Origin of the sequence: Paraburkholderia strydomiana, from assembly GCF_046030495.1 — a bacterium.
In the GTDB taxonomy this organism is placed as follows: Bacteria; Pseudomonadota; Gammaproteobacteria; order Burkholderiales; family Burkholderiaceae; genus Paraburkholderia; species Paraburkholderia strydomiana_A.
In genome coordinates this window covers 128,308-143,730 of sequence record NZ_JAQQCJ010000020.1, presented here as the reverse complement: position 1 = coordinate 143,730, position 15,423 = coordinate 128,308, and the positions used below count along the sequence as shown (strand labels likewise).

Below are 15,423 nucleotides of genomic sequence, written 5' to 3'. Positions count from 1 at the left end.
CACCACCCTAATCGTGACCCCCGCGCGGGTCACTGGGGGCGGGGCGCGGGGGGGGGGCCCCCCCCCCGGCGCTGCGGGACTTACTTCTGGTAGATGCGCTTCCTGGTCGCTTCGAGGCGCGCGAGCACGGCGTCGAGTTGCGACGGATCGCTGTAGAACTGCTGCATGGCCTTCATGCCTTCGTCGGCCATTTCCTTCTGCATGTCGCGGTCGTAGAACTGCGCGATGCCGCCCTTCGTATTCGCGAGTGTCTGGAAGCCGACCTTCGAGATCGCGTCCTCAGGCTCGGCGGCCTGGCTGTTCGACGGCAGTTGACCCCAGCCCTTCGCGAGTTCGGCGTTGATCTGCGGCTGCTCCATGAATGCAAGCAGCTTGCGCGCGTCGGCCTTGTTCTTCGCCTTGGCGGGAATCAGCAGCACGTTCACTGGGCCGTCCTCGGCCATCGGCACGTTGGCGTCGATCACCGGGAAGCGGAAGAAGCCGATTTGCGGCTTGATCGACGGCGGCAGGCCCGCCGAGAAGAACGTGCCCATCAGCATCATCGACGCCTTGCCGCTCGTGAGGAACGGCGCGATCGAATCGAGATCGTAGGAGAGCGCGTTGTCGATGAAGTAATGATCGTCGATCAGCGTCTTCCACGTCGTGTAGACCTTCTTCACGCGCGGGTCGGTGTACGGAATCTCCCCGGCCATCAGCTTCTGATGGAACTCGTTGCCGTTGATGCGCAAGTTCAGATAGTCGAACCACGCGGCGAGCGTCCAGCTGTCGCGTGCGGCCACCGCGATCGGCGCCACGCCGATCGCCTTCAGCTTCTTGTTCGCCTCGAGAAATTCGTCCCACGTTTTCGGCTCGCTCCTGATGCCGGCCTTCTCGAACAGATCCTTGCGATAGAAGAAGCCGTACGCGTCGTAGCCGAGCGGCGCGGCGTACTGCTTGCCCTTGTACGTGGACGCTTCCTTGACCGACGCATACTGTTGCGACCAGCCGTTCTTGCTCCAGTCCGACGACAGGTCTTCGAGCAGGCCGCGTTGCGCGTAATAGGCCATCCGTTCGCCGTCGTGCCACGACACGACATCAGGCGGATCGGTGGCGAGCCAGCCACCCATCTGCACCTTGTACGCCTCTTCGGTGATGTAGGTCACCTTGAGATCGACGTCGGGATTGGCTTTCTTGAACTTGTCGAACGCGTCCTGCCACGTGGAGCGCTGGTTGCCGCGCGCCGATACATTGACGTTGAGCGTGGCAGCGTCGGCCGTGACGCTGGCTAACGCGCCGGCCACCAGGGCGGCGGCAATCGACATCTGGGCAAGACGGCGAAGGCGAAGAGCAATCATCTTGTGTCTCCTTAACTACCTTGTTGACTGACAGCGGATGGCTGTCAGCGAAGTAACCCGCTCTGTGGCGGAATTCGGCTGGGTGAACCCGGCGGCTTCATCGGGTTTCGGTATCCTGATTACCTCGGTTCAGGCGGCAATGCGCTCGGGTTCGAAGGCGCTACGCCGCAATGCGATTCCCTCTGCGTCGAACAGATGGCACGCGGACGGCGGAACATGAATGCGGATGCGCTCGCCGGAGCCGATCGGCGTGTCGCCGGCCGCCTTTGCGATCAGCGTGCCTGTCGCGTGATCCGCGTGAATGTAGCTGTGCTCGCCGAGCCGTTCCGAGAGCACCGTCGTGCATTGAACGAACTGCTCGTCGCCGTCGAGCCGCAAATGCTCCGGCCGCACGCCGAGCGTGACCGGCTGGCCGCGCTGCAAACGCTGGCCGTCCACGTGTGCGATCAGCTTTTCGCCGCTTTGCGCGAGCGACACCGTCACGCTGCCCGGCTCGATCGCATCGACCGTCGCGTCGATGAAGTTCATGCGCGGCGAGCCGATGAACCCCGCCACGAAGCGCGACTTCGGGTGGTGATACAGCTCGAGCGGCGCGCCGGTCTGGGCGATGCTGCCGAAGCGCTCGGCGTCCGCGCCGGCGTGCAGCAGCACGATGCGGTCGGCGAGCGTCATCGCTTCGACCTGATCGTGGGTCACGTAGACCACGCTCGCATTTGCAAAACGCTGATGCAGACGCGCGATTTCGACCCGCGTCTGGCCGCGCAATGCGGCGTCGAGATTGGACAGCGGTTCGTCGAACAGAAAAACGCCCGGCTCACGCACGATGGCCCGGCCGATCGCAACACGCTGGCGCTGCCCGCCCGAGAGCGCTTTCGGGTAACGCTCCAGCAAGCTGTCCAGCTGCAGAATGCGCGCGGCTTCGCGCACCTTGCGCTCGATCACCTCCTTGGGCTGCTTCGCGAGCTTCAGGCCGAACGCCATGTTGTCGAACACGGTCATGTGCGGGAACAACGCGTAGCTCTGGAACACCATCGCGACGCCGCGCTGCGCGGAGGGCACGTCGTTCACGAGACGCTCGCCGATGTGCAACTCGCCTTCGCTCAGGTCTTCAAGACCGGCGATCATCCGCAGCAGGGTCGACTTGCCGCATCCCGAAGGGCCGAGGAAGACGCAGAACTCGTGCTGCGCGATCTCCAGATTGACGCGCCGGATCACCGGCGGATGGTCGCCGTATGATTTCTGCACGTCCGTCAAACGAATGCTCGCCATGCTGTCTCCGTTGGATTTAACCGCTTAAATTTTACAAAAAAATTAGCGTCCAACGCTTGTGCGACGGGCATTTAATCGCTTAAATTTGAGTTCGAGGGAAAAAGTCATGGCGGGTGTCTCCGTGTGTTTTCCAGAAACTTAGCAATGTCGCAGAATGCTTGCAACATTTGAATCGCATTCCCTGAATATGGGATAAACCACCATGGTCACGCTGTCCGAAGTGGCAAAGCGCGCGCACGTCACCGCCGCCACCGTCTCCAACGTGCTGCGCAATCGCGAGAAGGTCCGGCCTGAAACGGCCGAGCGCGTGCTGAAGGCCATCGCCGATCTCGGCTACCGGCCCAACCTGAACGCACGCGCGTTGGCCGAGGGCCGCTCGTCGACGCTCGCGCTGATGCTGTCGAACATCTCGAACCCGTTCTACCCGGAGTTCGTGTTGGCCGCCGAGCGCGCCGCGCGCAAGACCGGCCACTTCCTGATGGTCTGCAATACCGACGACGACGCCGAGATCGGCCGCGCGTATCTGAACCAGATCGCGGGCACGTTGGCCGACGGCGTGCTCGTGATGAACACCGACATCACGATCAACGATCTCTGTGCGTCGGCCATGCACAGCGCGCCGATTCTGCTGGCGATGTGGGAGCACCCGGAGTCGCCGCCCGCGCTGCCGTGCATCGCGGTGGATTTCGCGCATGCGGGCGAACTGGCCGCGCGGCATCTGCTCGAACTCGGCCATCGCGAGATCGGCCTGTTGATCGGCGACGGTTGCGGCGGCTTGCAGGATGCGCGCTCGAACGGCTTTCGCGCGGCGATGCGCGCGGCCGGCATCGAGGCGGATGCCGCCGCGGTGCTGCAGATCCGCGACTCGATCGATGCGGGCTACGCCGCCTGCATGCAGTTGATGGCGAACCGTCCGCACCTGAGCGCGATTTTCGCGACCAACGACCTGCTCGCGATCGGCGCGGCGCAGGCGTTGATCACGCTCGGCCGCGCGGTGCCGGACGACGTGTCGGTGATCGGCATCACCGACATTCAACTCGCGCATCAGGTGCACCCTGCCCTGACCACGGTCGCGATCCAGACGGCGGCGATCGCGGAGTTGTCGATCGACAGTCTGATCCGCCTGATTCAGGCGCCCGAGCAGCAACCGTCGATGGTGCTCGCGCCGTTGCCGGAACTGGTGGTGCGGGCATCGACGGGACCACGGCGGGCCAATCAGAGTTTCTGCCGCACTGCCTCCTGATGCGCTTTCACGAGCTCGGCCATGCTGTTGAAGCGGAAGTCGACCTTCGGCGGCGAACCCGGGTTCATCGTCGCGCCGAAGCCCTGCTTCGCGTGCCGGCGATAAATCCAGCATGACGCCAGACCGAATTCATTGGCGGGCTGGTGATCGTGAAACAGGCTCTCGGCCGTGTGCAAGATTTTGTCTTTGCCGATGCCCCGCTCGCCGAGTTTTTCCAGCATGTATTCGAAATTGCGCGGCGACGGCTTGTATGACCCGACGTCTTCGGCGGTGATGATCGCGTCGAATTCGACCTGCAGTTTTGCGTTGCTGTAGGTGAAGCTCTCGTTGTCGACGTTCGACAGAATGACGAGCTTGTAGTGCTGCTTCAGGTACTGCAACGCCGCAGCCGAATCGTCGAACGCAGGCCAGTTGCGGATCGACTTGCCGTACGCGACACAGTCGGCGAGCGTGTAGGGCACGCGCCATTCCTCGGCGAGACGCTTGTAGACGATCGGCAGCAGTTCCTGATAGCGCCGCGCGGGCGTGTACTTCTGCTGCGACGACTCATGCCGCGCGTGCGCTTCGAGCACCTGGTCGCGCGTGAGTTGGGGCTCGACGCGCTCCAGCAACGGCCGCAAGCCTTCGAAGATGCCGGTCTCCCAGTCGATCAACGTTCCGTAGCAGTCGAAGGTCAGCGTATCGAAGTCGGTCAGTTGCATAGGGGTTTCCTCATCGGATGAAGGGCACGCGCTGCGCGTCGATCCCGCCCATCATGCGCTCATCGGTCCACGCGGTCCATTGCCATCCGCGTGACGATGTCGAAGGCCTTCTGCGTCGCGCCGACATCGGCCTTGCCCCGGCCGTGTATGTCGAACGCGGTGCCGTGCGCGGGCGTCGCGATTGGAACCGGCAAGCCGCCGTGCACGGTGACGCCGCGCCAGAAGCCCATCAGCTTCATCGCAATCTGGCCTTGATCATGATACATCGTGACCACGCCGTCGAACGCCTTCTGGTCGCGCGCCCGTACGAAGATCGTGTCGGCGGGGAACGGTCCCTGCGCGTCATAGCCGAGCTTGCGCGCCGCTTCCACTGCCGGCGCGATCACATCGATCTCCTCGCGTCCGAACGCACCGTTATCGCCATTGTGCGGATTGAAGCCGCACACCGCGATGCGTGGCGCCGGGTTGCCGGCGCGTTTCAGGCCGTCGTGAATCAACTGTACCGCGCCGACGATCCGCTGTTCCGACAGTTTCTCGCTGACGTCCTTGAGCGCGATATGCGATGTGACGCGTGACGTCCACAGTTCATCGAGCACGTTGAACTCACAGAAGCTGCCCGTGTAGCCGAGTTGCCGTGCAAACCATTCCATCTCGTCGCCGGTTTCCATGCCGGCCATATGCAACGAGGTTTTGTTGACCGGCGCAAACAGCATGCCTTGCGTGACGTTGTTCTGCGTGAGCGCAAGCGCTTGCGCGAATGCTTCCAGGCTGTAGCGGCCGCCGCGCCCGGTGGACACCGCGCGCTCATAAGGCAGGTCGTCCGGCAAGCGGAAGTCGAGCAGCGACGGCACGCCCACGTGCCGGAACGCGGCGTCCGCGTGGTCCACAACCTCGTACTCGAAGCGCTGATCCGCGATCTGCATGCCGGTCTCCAGCTCGCGCCGGTCGCCGATGATCAGCAGCTCGGCGCGCGCACGGTTGCCGGCCTGCGCGAGCAAACGCGCGATCAGTTCGGGACCGATGCCGGCGGGGTCGCCGAGCAGCACTGCAATGCGTGGTTTCATGTTGCTTATCCTGTTCCTTTTGTCGAGCCGGCAAGCCGTCTTACTCGATGATATTGAAATCCGAAAGATGTTTGTCGCTCAACGTGATGCCGAGGCCCGGCGTGTCGTCGGAAAGCTGCAGGTAGCCTTTCTCTGGACGCGGCTCGCCTTCGAAGATGTAGTAGAACAGTTCGTTGCCGACTTCCACGTCGAACACCGGGAAGAACTCGGACATCGGGCTCGCGGTGCTCGCCATCGTCAGGTGATAGTTGTGCATCTGCCCCGCGTGCGGAATCACCGGCACCGACCACGCTTCGGCCATCGCGTTGATCTTGCGCGCCGCGGTGATGCCGCCCACACGGTTCGTGTCGTACTGGATCACGTCGACCGCGCGTCGTTCGAGCAGATCCTTGAAGCCGTAGCTGGTGAACTCATGCTCGCCGCCGGACACGGGAATGATGTTCATCTTCTTCAGTTCCTGATAGCCCTCGACGTCGTCGCCGATCACCGGTTCTTCGATCCAGCGCGGATTGAACTCGGCGAGACGCGGCAGCATGCGCCGCGCGTACTCGAGCGTCCAGCCCATGTAGCATTCGAGCATGATGTCGACCTCGTCGCCGGCCAGCTCACGCAACAGCCGCACCTGTTCGATGTTTTTCGCCATCCCCTTCGGGCCGTCTTTCGGACCATAGCCGAAGCGCATCTTCATTGCGGTGAAGCCGTCTTCGAGGTAGCCCTGCGCTTCGCCGAGAAACGCGTCGCGGTCGTCGTTGTTGTAGAGCTTCGACGCGTAGCACCAGATCTTCTCCTTGGTGCGCCCGCCGAGCAGCTTGAACACCGGCTTCCTGACCGCCTTGCCCATGATGTCCCACAGCGCGATGTCGACGGCGGAAATCGCCGCCATGCCGATGCCTTTGCGGCCCCACGCGAGCGTGCGGCGATACATCTTCTGCCAGATGTACTCGTTATCGAACGGGTCCTCGCCGATCGCGATCGGCGCGAGGTATTCGTCGATGATCTGCTTGGCGACGCGCGGCGCGAGCGCGCAATTGCCAATGCCGACCGTGCCGTCGTCGCATTCGATTTCCACCACCAGCCAGCCGTGGAAGCGGAACGAACCCATCGCATCGCCGCGCTCGTAGAGAATGTCCACCGCGTTCGTGCAGAAATGCGCCTGAGGCGGCACGACCTTGCCTTTCCATTCAAAGACGCGCGTGCGGATGTGCTTGATTTTCATGTCGATGATTCCTCGAAAGAGTTAATGGCCCTGGCGTTCGCCGAGCGGTACGGGATGATGGGAGACGGATGCGGACGGGCGCGGCGCGCGCCGGAACGTGAGCAGCAACGCCGCGCCGATCAGACCGACCGCCGACAGCGACAGCATCCCGGCTTGCGGCGAGCCGGCCCAGTGTTCGGCGAGGCCTTTCAGATTGGGCGCGACGAAACCGCCGAGGTTGCCGATCGAATTGATGAGCGCGATGCCGCCCGCGGCTGCGGCGCCGCCGAGATAGCCGGTCGGCAAGGTCCAGAACAGCGGTTGCACGGAAACGAAGCCGATCGCCGCGACGCAGAATGCCCCGAGCGCCAGCACAACGGACGAGGTGAGCGCGGATGCGCCGATGCCAAGCGCCGCGAGTGCGAGCATGGCCGCCGCCCAGGTCCGGTGATGGCCGTGGCGATCGGCCATGCGCGTCACACAGAAAGTGCCGACGATCGCCGCGATCCACGGAATGGCGGTCAGCAAGCCGACCTTGGTGCCGACATGACCACCCGTGAGTCCGGCGATGCGCGTCGGCAGATAGAACACCACGCCATAGACGCTCATCTGAACCGCGAAATAGATCAATGCACAGAACAGCACGCGCGAGTCGCGCAACGCGGCGAGCACCGAAGCCGGACCATGCGCGAGCTTGCGCTCGTCTTCTTCGCGCAGGGCGCGGTCCAGCGCATCACGTTGTGATGCATCGAGCCAGGCGGCTTTCGAGGGCCGGTCGGTCAGATAGAAATACGCGACGACGCCCACCACCGACGCCGCGAGGCCTTCGACAACGAACAGCCATTGCCACGGCAGCAGACCGAACGGATTGCCCGAGTCGAGCAGCAGACCCGAGAGCGGACTGCCGAGCAGCAACGCGAGCGGGAAGCCGAAATAGAACATGCCCATCGTCTGCGAACGGATTTTCGCGGGAAACCAGTTGGACAGGAACAGAATGATGCCGGGGAAGAAACCCGCCTCCGCGATGCCGAGCAGCGTGCGCAGCACATAGAAACTGGTTGCGTCGTGGACCAGTGCGGTACACGCGGACACGATGCCCCATGTCACCATGATGCGGCTCATCCAGACGCGCGCGCCGAAGCGGTACATCAGCAGATTGCTCGGCACCTCGAATACGGCGTAACCGATGAAGAAGATGCCCGCGCCGAACGCGAAGGCCGCGTCGCTCAAACCCGTGTCGGCCTGCAGCACATTCTTCGCGAAGCCGACGTTCGCGCGATCGATAAAGGCCAGCACGTACATCAGGATCAGAAAGGGCAGCAGCCTCGTGCGCGCTTTCACAATCGCGCTGTCGAGCGCCGCGCTGGCGGTCGTCATCATGCTTCGTCTCCTTGAATTTATTTATCGACCCGGCTTGTCAGTGTAAGCCGCGAGTCGTTCGATAGCCGCTAGTGTGCGAAACTATCCAATAACTGACCATTGAATAAATCGAATCAGCTGATTCCCTGGAGTTATCGCTCACATGATCGCGCCCGCCTCCGCCATTCGCAAACGTCTGCGTCTGCGTCATCTGCAATTGATGGTCGCACTCTCGGAGACCGAATCATTGCGGCGTGCCGCCGACGAACTGGCCATGACCCAGCCCGCGGCCACCAAAGCCTTACAGGAACTCGAAGACACGATCGGCGTATCGCTGTTCGTGCGGCATGCGCGCGGCATGGAGCCGACGGTCTTCGGCGAGGCCGTGATGCGTTATGCGCGCGTGGTGTTCGAAGATCTCGACGAGTTGCGCGAGGAACTGGCCGCCATCGAGGCGGGCGACATCGGCAAGGTGCGCATCGGCGCGGTGATGGCGCCCTCGCCCGAATTGTTGACGCATACCATCGTCAAGCTGAAGGAAGCGCATCCGCGTCTGCAGATGGCGGTGACGATCGACACCAGCGACGTGCTCGTGCAATCGTTGCAGCAGGACCAGCTGGATATCGTGATCGGACGGATCCCCGATGGCTTTCCGGCGCTGGACCTGAGCTTCGAGACCTTGTCGGAAGAGGCGTTGTCGATCGTCGTGCGCCCCGATCATCCGGCTGCGCTCGCGACCGTGCGCCCGAAGCTCGCGGAGCTCGCACGCTATCCGTGGATCATTCAGCCGCACCCGAGTCCGATGCGGCAAGTGATCGACCAGACCTTCCGCGAGTCGCGGGTCGCGCCGCCGGTCAGCACGGTCGAGACGTCGTCGATTCTGACCACGCTCTCGTTGCTGCGCGACTCGGACATGCTCGCGGTACTGCCCAGTTCGGTCGCGCAGTACTACGTCGAACTCGATGCGATTGCCGCCGTGGCTACGCCGCTGCGCGGACGGCTCGCGCCCTATGGTTTGATTCTGCGCAAGAACCGGCGCATCACGCCGGCCACGCAACTGGTAATCGACTCGATTCGAGCGGCGTGAGCGGCGTTTCAGTGCATCCGGTCGGCGGTTCAACGCTCTGAACGCCCGGCGAATTCGAGTTCGCCGCGATTCGCAAGATCGTCGGAAGCGCTTACCGTGTCGAGTGGAATATCCGGCCGCATGAAGAACGTCGCGACGATTCCCACGGCGAGCAGCCCGAGCGAGCCGGCAAACGGCAGCGTCCAGCTTCCCGTGCGATCCACCACGAGGCCGAACACGATCGGCGTGAAAATCCCCGCTACCGCCGAACCCGCATTCACCAGCCCGCTCGCGACGCCGACGTGTTTCGGCGTGATGTCCATCGGCACGGCCCACACCGGTCCGATCGTCATTTCGAGGAAGAAGAACGACAGGCTCATGCAAGCCGCCATCACCGGCAAGGACTTCACCACCATGACCGGTGCGAGGAACACCAGCGCACCGAGGAATGCGCCGATGATCACGTTGCGCCGCGCCGCGACGACATTGCGCGTGCGCTTCAGCACGCGGTCGCTGATCACACCGCCCGCCGTGTTGCCGACCACGCCCGACAGAAACACGCCGGCCGAAAACATCGCCGAGCTTTTCAGATCGAGACCGCGGCCGTGCATGAAGAAGGTCGGCAGCCACGTGAAGAAGAGCCAGCCGGTCCATCCATAGCAGAAGTACACGAGCATGGTCGGCCCGATGCGTTTGAGAAGACGCCGCCACGGTGTGGGCTCGCGCGTTTTCTCGACCACTACCTTGCCCGCCGGCGGCAATTCCGCTTCTTCCTGCGGCGTCATGTGGCGGTGCTTGCGCGGGTTGTCGGTGAAATACCATGCGTAGACCACGACCCACACGAACGTCAACGCACCGACCACGAAAAACGACGCACGCCACGACGAATACGCGACCAGCAACGCGACGAAGGGCGGCGTGATGGCATTGCCGAGCCGCGAGAACGAATGAGTCAGCCCTTGCACGAAACCGCGCTTGCTGGAGGGGAACCAGTTGGTCAATGCACGCGCCTGCGCCGGCAACGCCGCGCCTTCGCCGATGCCGAGCAGCATGCGCGCACAGAACAGCGAGACGATACCGCCCGCGAGCCCGGTGGCGACCGTCGCGACGATCCAGATGCTCGCGCAGGTGACGAGCGTGAGCTTCGCGCCGAAGCGGTCGCTGACCCAGCCGCCGATCACCTGGCAGATCGTGTACGTGTACGCGAATGCCGCGAAAACGAGACCCACGTGGGTGTTGCTCAAATGCAGGTCGTCGCGGATCAGGCCCGCCGCGGCCGACAGATTGACGCGATCGAGATACATGATGAACGACATCGCGCACATGATCGCGAGAATCGCTCGACTGACTTTGGGTCGATGCAACATTGTCTGTGTCTCCTCCGGATATTTCGCCTCGTTGCCCCGTATGACTCGGGATTCGGGCTGACTGATGCGTCCAGCCGGCTCAGGGAGCGCGGCGCCCAGTTTTGTGCGGCCATTATCTGGACACCAGCGATAATTGACCAATGAATTGTTTCGATACTGCGATCACCGGTGGTTATCGCTGAGACGCTCGCCGCGTGCTGCCAGCCTGCATGCTGGCTGCAGGCACAATGCCTGCGGATGCACGGGCGGCTATCCTTTTCTTTCTGGAGACCTGGAACACCGATATGAACCTCAGGGCCCTACAGTGCTTCGTGATTCTCGCGGAGGAACTCAATTTCAGCCGCGCCGCCGAGCGCCTGCATATCGCGCAGCCTGCGCTCAGCCAGCAGATCCGCTCACTCGAAGAACGGCTCGGCACGCAACTCGTCGATCGGGCGAGACGTCCGCTGATTCTGACCGAGGCCGGCCACTACCTGTGTACCGAGGCGCGTCAGATACTCGGCTCGCTGGAACAGGCGACGCTCGCGACGCAGGAAATCGGCGTCGGCCGGCGTGGCTGGCTCAGCATCGGCTTCACGCGCTCATCGATGTACAGCGTGCTGCCGCCCGCGCTCAAGGCGTTTCACAAGGCGTACCCACAAGTCGAACTCAAGCTCTTCGAAATGCTCACCGAGGAACAGACCGACGCGTTGCGCGACATGCGCATTCACATCGGCATCGGCCGGCAACCGCTGACGGTGGACGGCTGCACGTCCATTTCATTGCTGCGCGAGCGGGTCGTGGTCGCGCTCGAAGCCGGCCATCCGCTGGCCACGCGCAAGACCGTGCGTATCGCCGATCTCGCCGATACGCCATTGATTCTTTATCCTAAGCATCAGAACGCGCAGTTCAAGCGTTCGGTGCAGTCGCTCTATCGCGATGCGGGCGTGACACCGCTCGTCGCTCACGAAGCTTACGAAATCCAGACGGCGATTGCGCTGGTGGCGGCGGGACTGGGCGTGACGTTCATCGGCGAATCGGTGGCGCGGCACGGACGCACCGACGTCGTGTTCCGCCATCTCACGGGGCCGGGCTCGTCGTATCGCTCGACACTGGCCGCCACCTTCCGCACCGACGACGCTTCGCCACACCTGCGGGCCTTCCTCGCCTGCCTGCCCGCGCCGCTGAAAGACAGCACACTATAAGTAAAAATCTATACAAGCATAAGCAAGCGGTCTTGGACTCCTCGCCGTCACGTTCTTATCATTGAGACGCGAACATGACAAAAACGCAACGACGGCCACGGTCGTCGCTGCATGGCAGGAGACGGCATGACCTCATTCAATGAAACCGCAACCATGCGAAAAGTCTACGGGCGCCTGATGCCCCTGCTCTTCGCCATGATGTTCATCAACTACCTCGACCGGATCAATATCGGTTTCGCCGCGCTGGACATGAACAAGCAGTTGGGCTTCAGTCCCGCTGTGTTCGGCTTCGCGGGCAGTATCTTCTTCGTCGGGTACATGCTGCTCGAAGTGCCGAGCAATCTGCTTCTGCATCGCGTGGGCGCGCGCATCTGGATTGCGCGCATTCTGTTGACGTGGGGCGCGGTCGCCGCCGCCACCGCGTTCGTCTTCAACGACACCAGCTTCTACGTGCTGCGCTTTCTGCTCGGCGTGATGGAGGCGGGCTTTCTGCCGGGTATCGCGGTCTATCTGACCAAATGGTTTCCCGAGCGATATCGGGCACGGGCGGTGGGCGGCTACATCATCGCCGGCTCGTTTTCGGCGGTGCTGGGCGGGCCCATTTCGACCGTGTTGATGACGTACGCGGACGGCATCCTCGGTTTGCAAGGCTGGCAATGGATGTTCATTCTCGAAGGCGTGCCGGCGATGCTGCTGGGCCTCGTGACGCTGCGCATCATGACCGAGCGTCCGGCCGACGCGAACTGGCTGTCCGCCGATGAAAAACGCTGGCTCGAATCGACGCTCGCCGCCGAACGCGAGGCCGTCGGCGGCAACCGGCATTTTCCGCTGCTGCGTGTGGCAGGCGACATCCGCGTGTGGAGTCTCGCTGCTCTGTTCGGCTGCGCGCTGGTGGGCATTTACGGTCTGTTTCTGTGGCTGCCGCAGATCGTCAAGAGCCTCGGCGAGCTGAGCAATATCGAGGTCGGCTTCCTTTCGGCGGCGCCGCCGCTGCTCGGCGTATTGGGCACCTTCCTGATCAGCCGCAGCTCCGACCGCACCGGCGACCGCAAGAAGCACCTCGCGTTCGTCTACGGCATGAGCGCGCTGGCGATTGCCGGCAGCGCGTATGCGCCGAGCCCGGTGATCGCGTATGTGCTGCTGTGCGTGACCGGTCTCTTCATCTATGCGGGCAATCCGCTGTTCTGGAGTCTCGCGTCTTCGTTCAGAACCGGCGCGGCGGGTGCGGCGACGATCGCGCTGATCAACACCATCGCGCAGTTCGGCGGCCTGGTCGGCCCGTGGAGTATCGGGCTGGTACGCAACGCGACCGGCAACTTCAAGCTCGCCTTGCTGACGATCGCCGCGTTTCTCGTGGTCGCGACGATCATCGCGCTGGTGATGCGGGTCACGCCGGCCGAAGACGAACTCGCCTCGCTGGTCACGGGCGACGCCGCACCGCGAGCCTGAGTAGCGGCATGCAACGACATTAAAGGGTACTGCACACATGATCATCGATTGCCACGGTCACTACACGACCTCTCCCCGACAGCACGAAGCCTGGCGCGAGCAACAGATCGCCGCGCTCAAGGACGGCATGACGCCACCGCCACGTCCCGCGATTAGCGACGACGAGATTCGCGAGAGCATCGAAAGCGGCCAGTTGCGGAGTCAGCGCGAACGCGGGACCGACCTCACGATCTTTTCGCCGCGCGCCGCGGGCATGGGTCATCATCTCGCGGACGCCGACGCGAACGCGACCTGGTCGAGCGAATGCAACGACCTCGTACACCGCGTGTGCGAACTGTTTCCGCGCAACTTCATCGGCGTGTGCCAGTTGCCGCAAGCGCCGGGCGTGGCGCCCGCCAACTGCATCGCCGAATTGCGCCGCTGTGTCGAACAGCTCGGCTTCATCGGCTGCAATCTGAATCCCGATCCGTCCGGCGGCCACTGGAGTGGCCTGCCGCTCACGGACCGCTCGTGGTATCCGCTCTATGAAGCGATGGTGGAACTCGACGTGCCGGCGATGATTCACGTGTCGTCGTCGTGCAATCCGAATTTCCACGCGACGGGCGCGCACTACATCAACGGCGATACCTCGGCATTCATGCAATTGCTGCAGGGCGATCTGTTCGCGGACTTCCCCACGCTGCGCTTCGTCATTCCGCACGGCGGCGGCGCAGTGCCCTATCACTGGGGACGTTATCGTGGGCTTGCGCAAGACATGAAGCGCCCGCTGCTCGACGATTATCTGCTGAAGAACGTGTTCTTCGACACCTGCGTCTATCACCAGCCGGGCGCCGAACTGCTCGCCAAGGTCATTCCGGTCGAGAACATCCTGTTCGCCTCGGAGACCATCGGCGCGGTGCAAGGTATCGATCCGCGCACCGGCCACCACTACGACGACACGCGCCGCTATATCGACGCGATCGACTGGCTTAGCGACGCGGACCGGCAACGCATCTACGAAGACAACGCGCGCCGCGTGTATGCGCGGCTCACGCCTCAACTCGATCGTCAATTCGCCGCACAGAGGGCCACGGTATGAATCCAGTTGGATGGCGCGAATACGAGTGCGCGCCGCAGGCCAAACCGGCCACACTCGACGCACTGCGCGAACTGGCAGTCTCTCTGCTCAGCGACAACATGGCGCGCGCGCGCGGCACGGTCGGCTTGCAGCCGTATCATCGGCCGAAGCCGATGGCGGGCACCGCGCTCACGGTCCATACGCGGCCCGGCGACAACCTCGCGATTCATCGCGCGTTCGAATATTGCAGACCCGGCGACGTGCTCGTGATCGACGGCGCGGGTGATCTCACTCAAGCGCTGATGGGCGAGATCATGGCGACGTTCGCACAGAGTCTCGGCGTGCAGGGCCTCGTGATCGACGGCGCGATTCGCGACGTCGGCGCGCTGCGTCAGCGCGATTTTCCGGTGTATGCGCGCGGCGTCACACACCGCGGGCCGTACAAGAACGGGCCGGGCGAAATCAACGTGCCGGTCACGGTAGGCGGCATGATCGTGCATCCAGGCGATATCATTGTCGGCGACGAAGACGGCGTGCTCGCGATCGCACCTGCCGACGTCGACGCGGTCATCGAAGGAGCGCGGCGGCAGCATGCGAAGGAAGCGGCTGCGCTGGCGTCGATTGCCGACGGCCGTTTCGACCGCGCGTGGGTCGCTCCCCAGCGGGACCGGATGATGAACCCCTGACTGTGAGCCACATGGCGCAATACCTGACCGCTGCAACCCTGCTCGAACTCGCGCGCGCGGCGCAAACGCGCGCCACCGCGCCTTGCGCATGCACGAAAACGCCGCTGGACGGCTGGCAATCGCAGCCGCTGTCGCTCGACGAAACGCAGTTCGAGGAAATCGGCACGCTGTTGCCGGAAGACGATCCCGAGCCGACCTTCAGCGAGTATCTGCCGGGCAAGACGACCTACTGGGCGGCCGATGCGCCGATCGCGCCGCGCTACTTCCCGTACAACCGCTGCGCGCTCTGGCAGTGCTCGTTGTGTACGCGGCTTTATCTGCGCTACGTCGAAGGCGGCGGGTATTTCGTCGATCGCAGAATCCGTGCGGTGCGGGCGGAGTTGATCGAAGACGTGCCGCTTCCGGCGTGATGCGCGTGGCGTGACGAACGTTTTGGCATTGCGCGTCGA

General features: G+C 63.4%; 14 protein-coding genes. 7 read left to right on the top strand and 7 right to left on the bottom strand.

Going from position 1 to position 15,423, the window contains the following annotated elements:
• Positions 1-80 precede the first annotated feature (80 nt).
• Complete coding sequence (locus PQQ53_RS24760; RefSeq protein WP_408145510.1) at positions 81-1,334, bottom strand: ABC transporter substrate-binding protein; 1,254 nt, start codon at positions 1,332-1,334, stop codon at positions 81-83.
• Positions 1,335-1,463: 129 nt separating this feature from the next.
• Complete coding sequence (locus PQQ53_RS24755; protein ID WP_408145508.1) at positions 1,464-2,603, bottom strand: ABC transporter ATP-binding protein; 1,140 nt, start codon at positions 2,601-2,603, stop codon at positions 1,464-1,466.
• A gap of 202 nt (positions 2,604-2,805) precedes the next feature.
• On the opposite strand from PQQ53_RS24755, the gene PQQ53_RS24750 reads away from it, so the two are divergent.
• Positions 2,806-3,846, top strand: coding sequence for a LacI family DNA-binding transcriptional regulator (locus PQQ53_RS24750; RefSeq protein WP_408145506.1), 1,041 nt, complete (start codon positions 2,806-2,808; stop codon positions 3,844-3,846).
• Here the strand turns inward: PQQ53_RS24750 and PQQ53_RS24745 are convergent.
• Genes PQQ53_RS24745 through PQQ53_RS24730 form a run of 4 tightly spaced genes read right to left on the bottom strand, consistent with a single transcriptional unit; the run spans position 3,819 to position 8,186 of the window.
• A complete protein-coding gene (locus PQQ53_RS24745; RefSeq protein WP_408155333.1) occupies positions 3,819-4,547 on the bottom strand; it encodes a haloacid dehalogenase type II in 729 nt (242 codons plus the stop codon). The two genes, PQQ53_RS24750 and PQQ53_RS24745, sit on opposite strands and share 28 nt — an antisense overlap.
• 59 nt (positions 4,548-4,606) lie before the next feature.
• Entirely contained in the window at positions 4,607-5,611 is a 1,005-nt protein-coding gene (locus PQQ53_RS24740; RefSeq protein WP_408326863.1) for a 4-hydroxythreonine-4-phosphate dehydrogenase PdxA, read from the bottom strand.
• 40 nt (positions 5,612-5,651) lie between these two features.
• Positions 5,652-6,827: an L-rhamnonate dehydratase gene (locus PQQ53_RS24735; RefSeq protein ID WP_408155337.1), complete on the bottom strand. Its 1,176-nt coding sequence runs from the start codon at positions 6,825-6,827 to the stop codon at positions 5,652-5,654.
• A 21-nt stretch (positions 6,828-6,848) separates the two neighbouring features.
• Positions 6,849-8,186 carry an MFS transporter gene (locus tag PQQ53_RS24730; protein WP_408155339.1) on the bottom strand — a complete coding sequence of 446 codons (1,338 nt, stop codon included), beginning with the start codon at positions 8,184-8,186 and terminating at the stop codon, positions 6,849-6,851.
• A gap of 142 nt (positions 8,187-8,328) precedes the next feature.
• On the opposite strand from PQQ53_RS24730, the gene PQQ53_RS24725 reads away from it, so the two are divergent.
• Positions 8,329-9,252: a LysR family transcriptional regulator gene (locus PQQ53_RS24725; RefSeq protein WP_408145496.1), complete on the top strand. Its 924-nt coding sequence runs from the start codon at positions 8,329-8,331 to the stop codon at positions 9,250-9,252.
• Between the two features lie 29 nt (positions 9,253-9,281).
• Here PQQ53_RS24725 and PQQ53_RS24720 read toward each other — a convergent pair whose 3' ends face one another.
• Entirely contained in the window at positions 9,282-10,598 is a 1,317-nt protein-coding gene (locus PQQ53_RS24720; RefSeq protein WP_408145494.1) for an MFS transporter, read from the bottom strand.
• A gap of 284 nt (positions 10,599-10,882) precedes the next feature.
• Here PQQ53_RS24720 and PQQ53_RS24715 point away from each other — a divergent pair, with 284 nt between their 5' ends.
• The 5 genes from PQQ53_RS24715 (at position 10,883) to PQQ53_RS24695 (ending at position 15,384) form a co-directional block, all read left to right on the top strand.
• Entirely contained in the window at positions 10,883-11,782 is a 900-nt protein-coding gene (locus PQQ53_RS24715; RefSeq protein WP_408145492.1) for a LysR family transcriptional regulator, read from the top strand.
• A 126-nt stretch (positions 11,783-11,908) separates the two neighbouring features.
• A complete protein-coding gene (locus tag PQQ53_RS24710) occupies positions 11,909-13,231 on the top strand; it encodes an MFS transporter (protein ID WP_408145490.1) in 1,323 nt (440 codons plus the stop codon).
• Positions 13,232-13,268: 37 nt separating this feature from the next.
• Positions 13,269-14,309 carry an amidohydrolase family protein gene (locus PQQ53_RS24705; protein ID WP_408326861.1) on the top strand — a complete coding sequence of 347 codons (1,041 nt, stop codon included), beginning with the start codon at positions 13,269-13,271 and terminating at the stop codon, positions 14,307-14,309.
• The gene (locus tag PQQ53_RS24700) at positions 14,306-14,974 is read left to right on the top strand and encodes an RraA family protein (protein ID WP_408145486.1); all 669 of its coding nucleotides are present in this window, start codon (positions 14,306-14,308) and stop codon (positions 14,972-14,974) included. The genes PQQ53_RS24705 and PQQ53_RS24700 overlap by 4 nt, the downstream gene beginning before the upstream one ends.
• A gap of 11 nt (positions 14,975-14,985) precedes the next feature.
• The gene (locus PQQ53_RS24695; RefSeq protein WP_408145484.1) at positions 14,986-15,384 is read left to right on the top strand and encodes a hypothetical protein; all 399 of its coding nucleotides are present in this window, start codon (positions 14,986-14,988) and stop codon (positions 15,382-15,384) included.
• The last annotated feature ends 39 nt before the right edge of the window (positions 15,385-15,423 follow it).

Bases quoted from the DNA above. Each gene is read 5' to 3' on its own strand.
- PQQ53_RS24735 (WP_408155337.1), bottom strand. From the start codon at position 6,827: ATGAAAATCAAGCACATCCGCACGCGCGTCTTTGAATGGAAAGGCAAG.
- PQQ53_RS24750 (WP_408145506.1), top strand. From the start codon at position 2,806: ATGGTCACGCTGTCCGAAGTGGCAAAGCGCGCGCACGTCACCGCCGCC.
- PQQ53_RS24755 (WP_408145508.1), bottom strand. From the start codon at position 2,603: ATGGCGAGCATTCGTTTGACGGACGTGCAGAAATCATACGGCGACCAT.
- PQQ53_RS24715 (WP_408145492.1), top strand. From the start codon at position 10,883: ATGAACCTCAGGGCCCTACAGTGCTTCGTGATTCTCGCGGAGGAACTC.
- PQQ53_RS24695 (WP_408145484.1), top strand. From the start codon at position 14,986: ATGGCGCAATACCTGACCGCTGCAACCCTGCTCGAACTCGCGCGCGCG.
- PQQ53_RS24740 (WP_408326863.1), bottom strand. From the start codon at position 5,611: ATGAAACCACGCATTGCAGTGCTGCTCGGCGACCCCGCCGGCATCGGT.
- PQQ53_RS24700 (WP_408145486.1), top strand. From the start codon at position 14,306: ATGAATCCAGTTGGATGGCGCGAATACGAGTGCGCGCCGCAGGCCAAA.
- PQQ53_RS24720 (WP_408145494.1), bottom strand. From the start codon at position 10,598: ATGTTGCATCGACCCAAAGTCAGTCGAGCGATTCTCGCGATCATGTGC.
- PQQ53_RS24745 (WP_408155333.1), bottom strand. From the start codon at position 4,547: ATGCAACTGACCGACTTCGATACGCTGACCTTCGACTGCTACGGAACG.
- PQQ53_RS24710 (WP_408145490.1), top strand. From the start codon at position 11,909: ATGACCTCATTCAATGAAACCGCAACCATGCGAAAAGTCTACGGGCGC.
- PQQ53_RS24725 (WP_408145496.1), top strand. From the start codon at position 8,329: ATGATCGCGCCCGCCTCCGCCATTCGCAAACGTCTGCGTCTGCGTCAT.
- PQQ53_RS24705 (WP_408326861.1), top strand. From the start codon at position 13,269: ATGATCATCGATTGCCACGGTCACTACACGACCTCTCCCCGACAGCAC.
- PQQ53_RS24760 (WP_408145510.1), bottom strand. From the start codon at position 1,334: ATGATTGCTCTTCGCCTTCGCCGTCTTGCCCAGATGTCGATTGCCGCC.
- PQQ53_RS24730 (WP_408155339.1), bottom strand. From the start codon at position 8,186: ATGATGACGACCGCCAGCGCGGCGCTCGACAGCGCGATTGTGAAAGCG.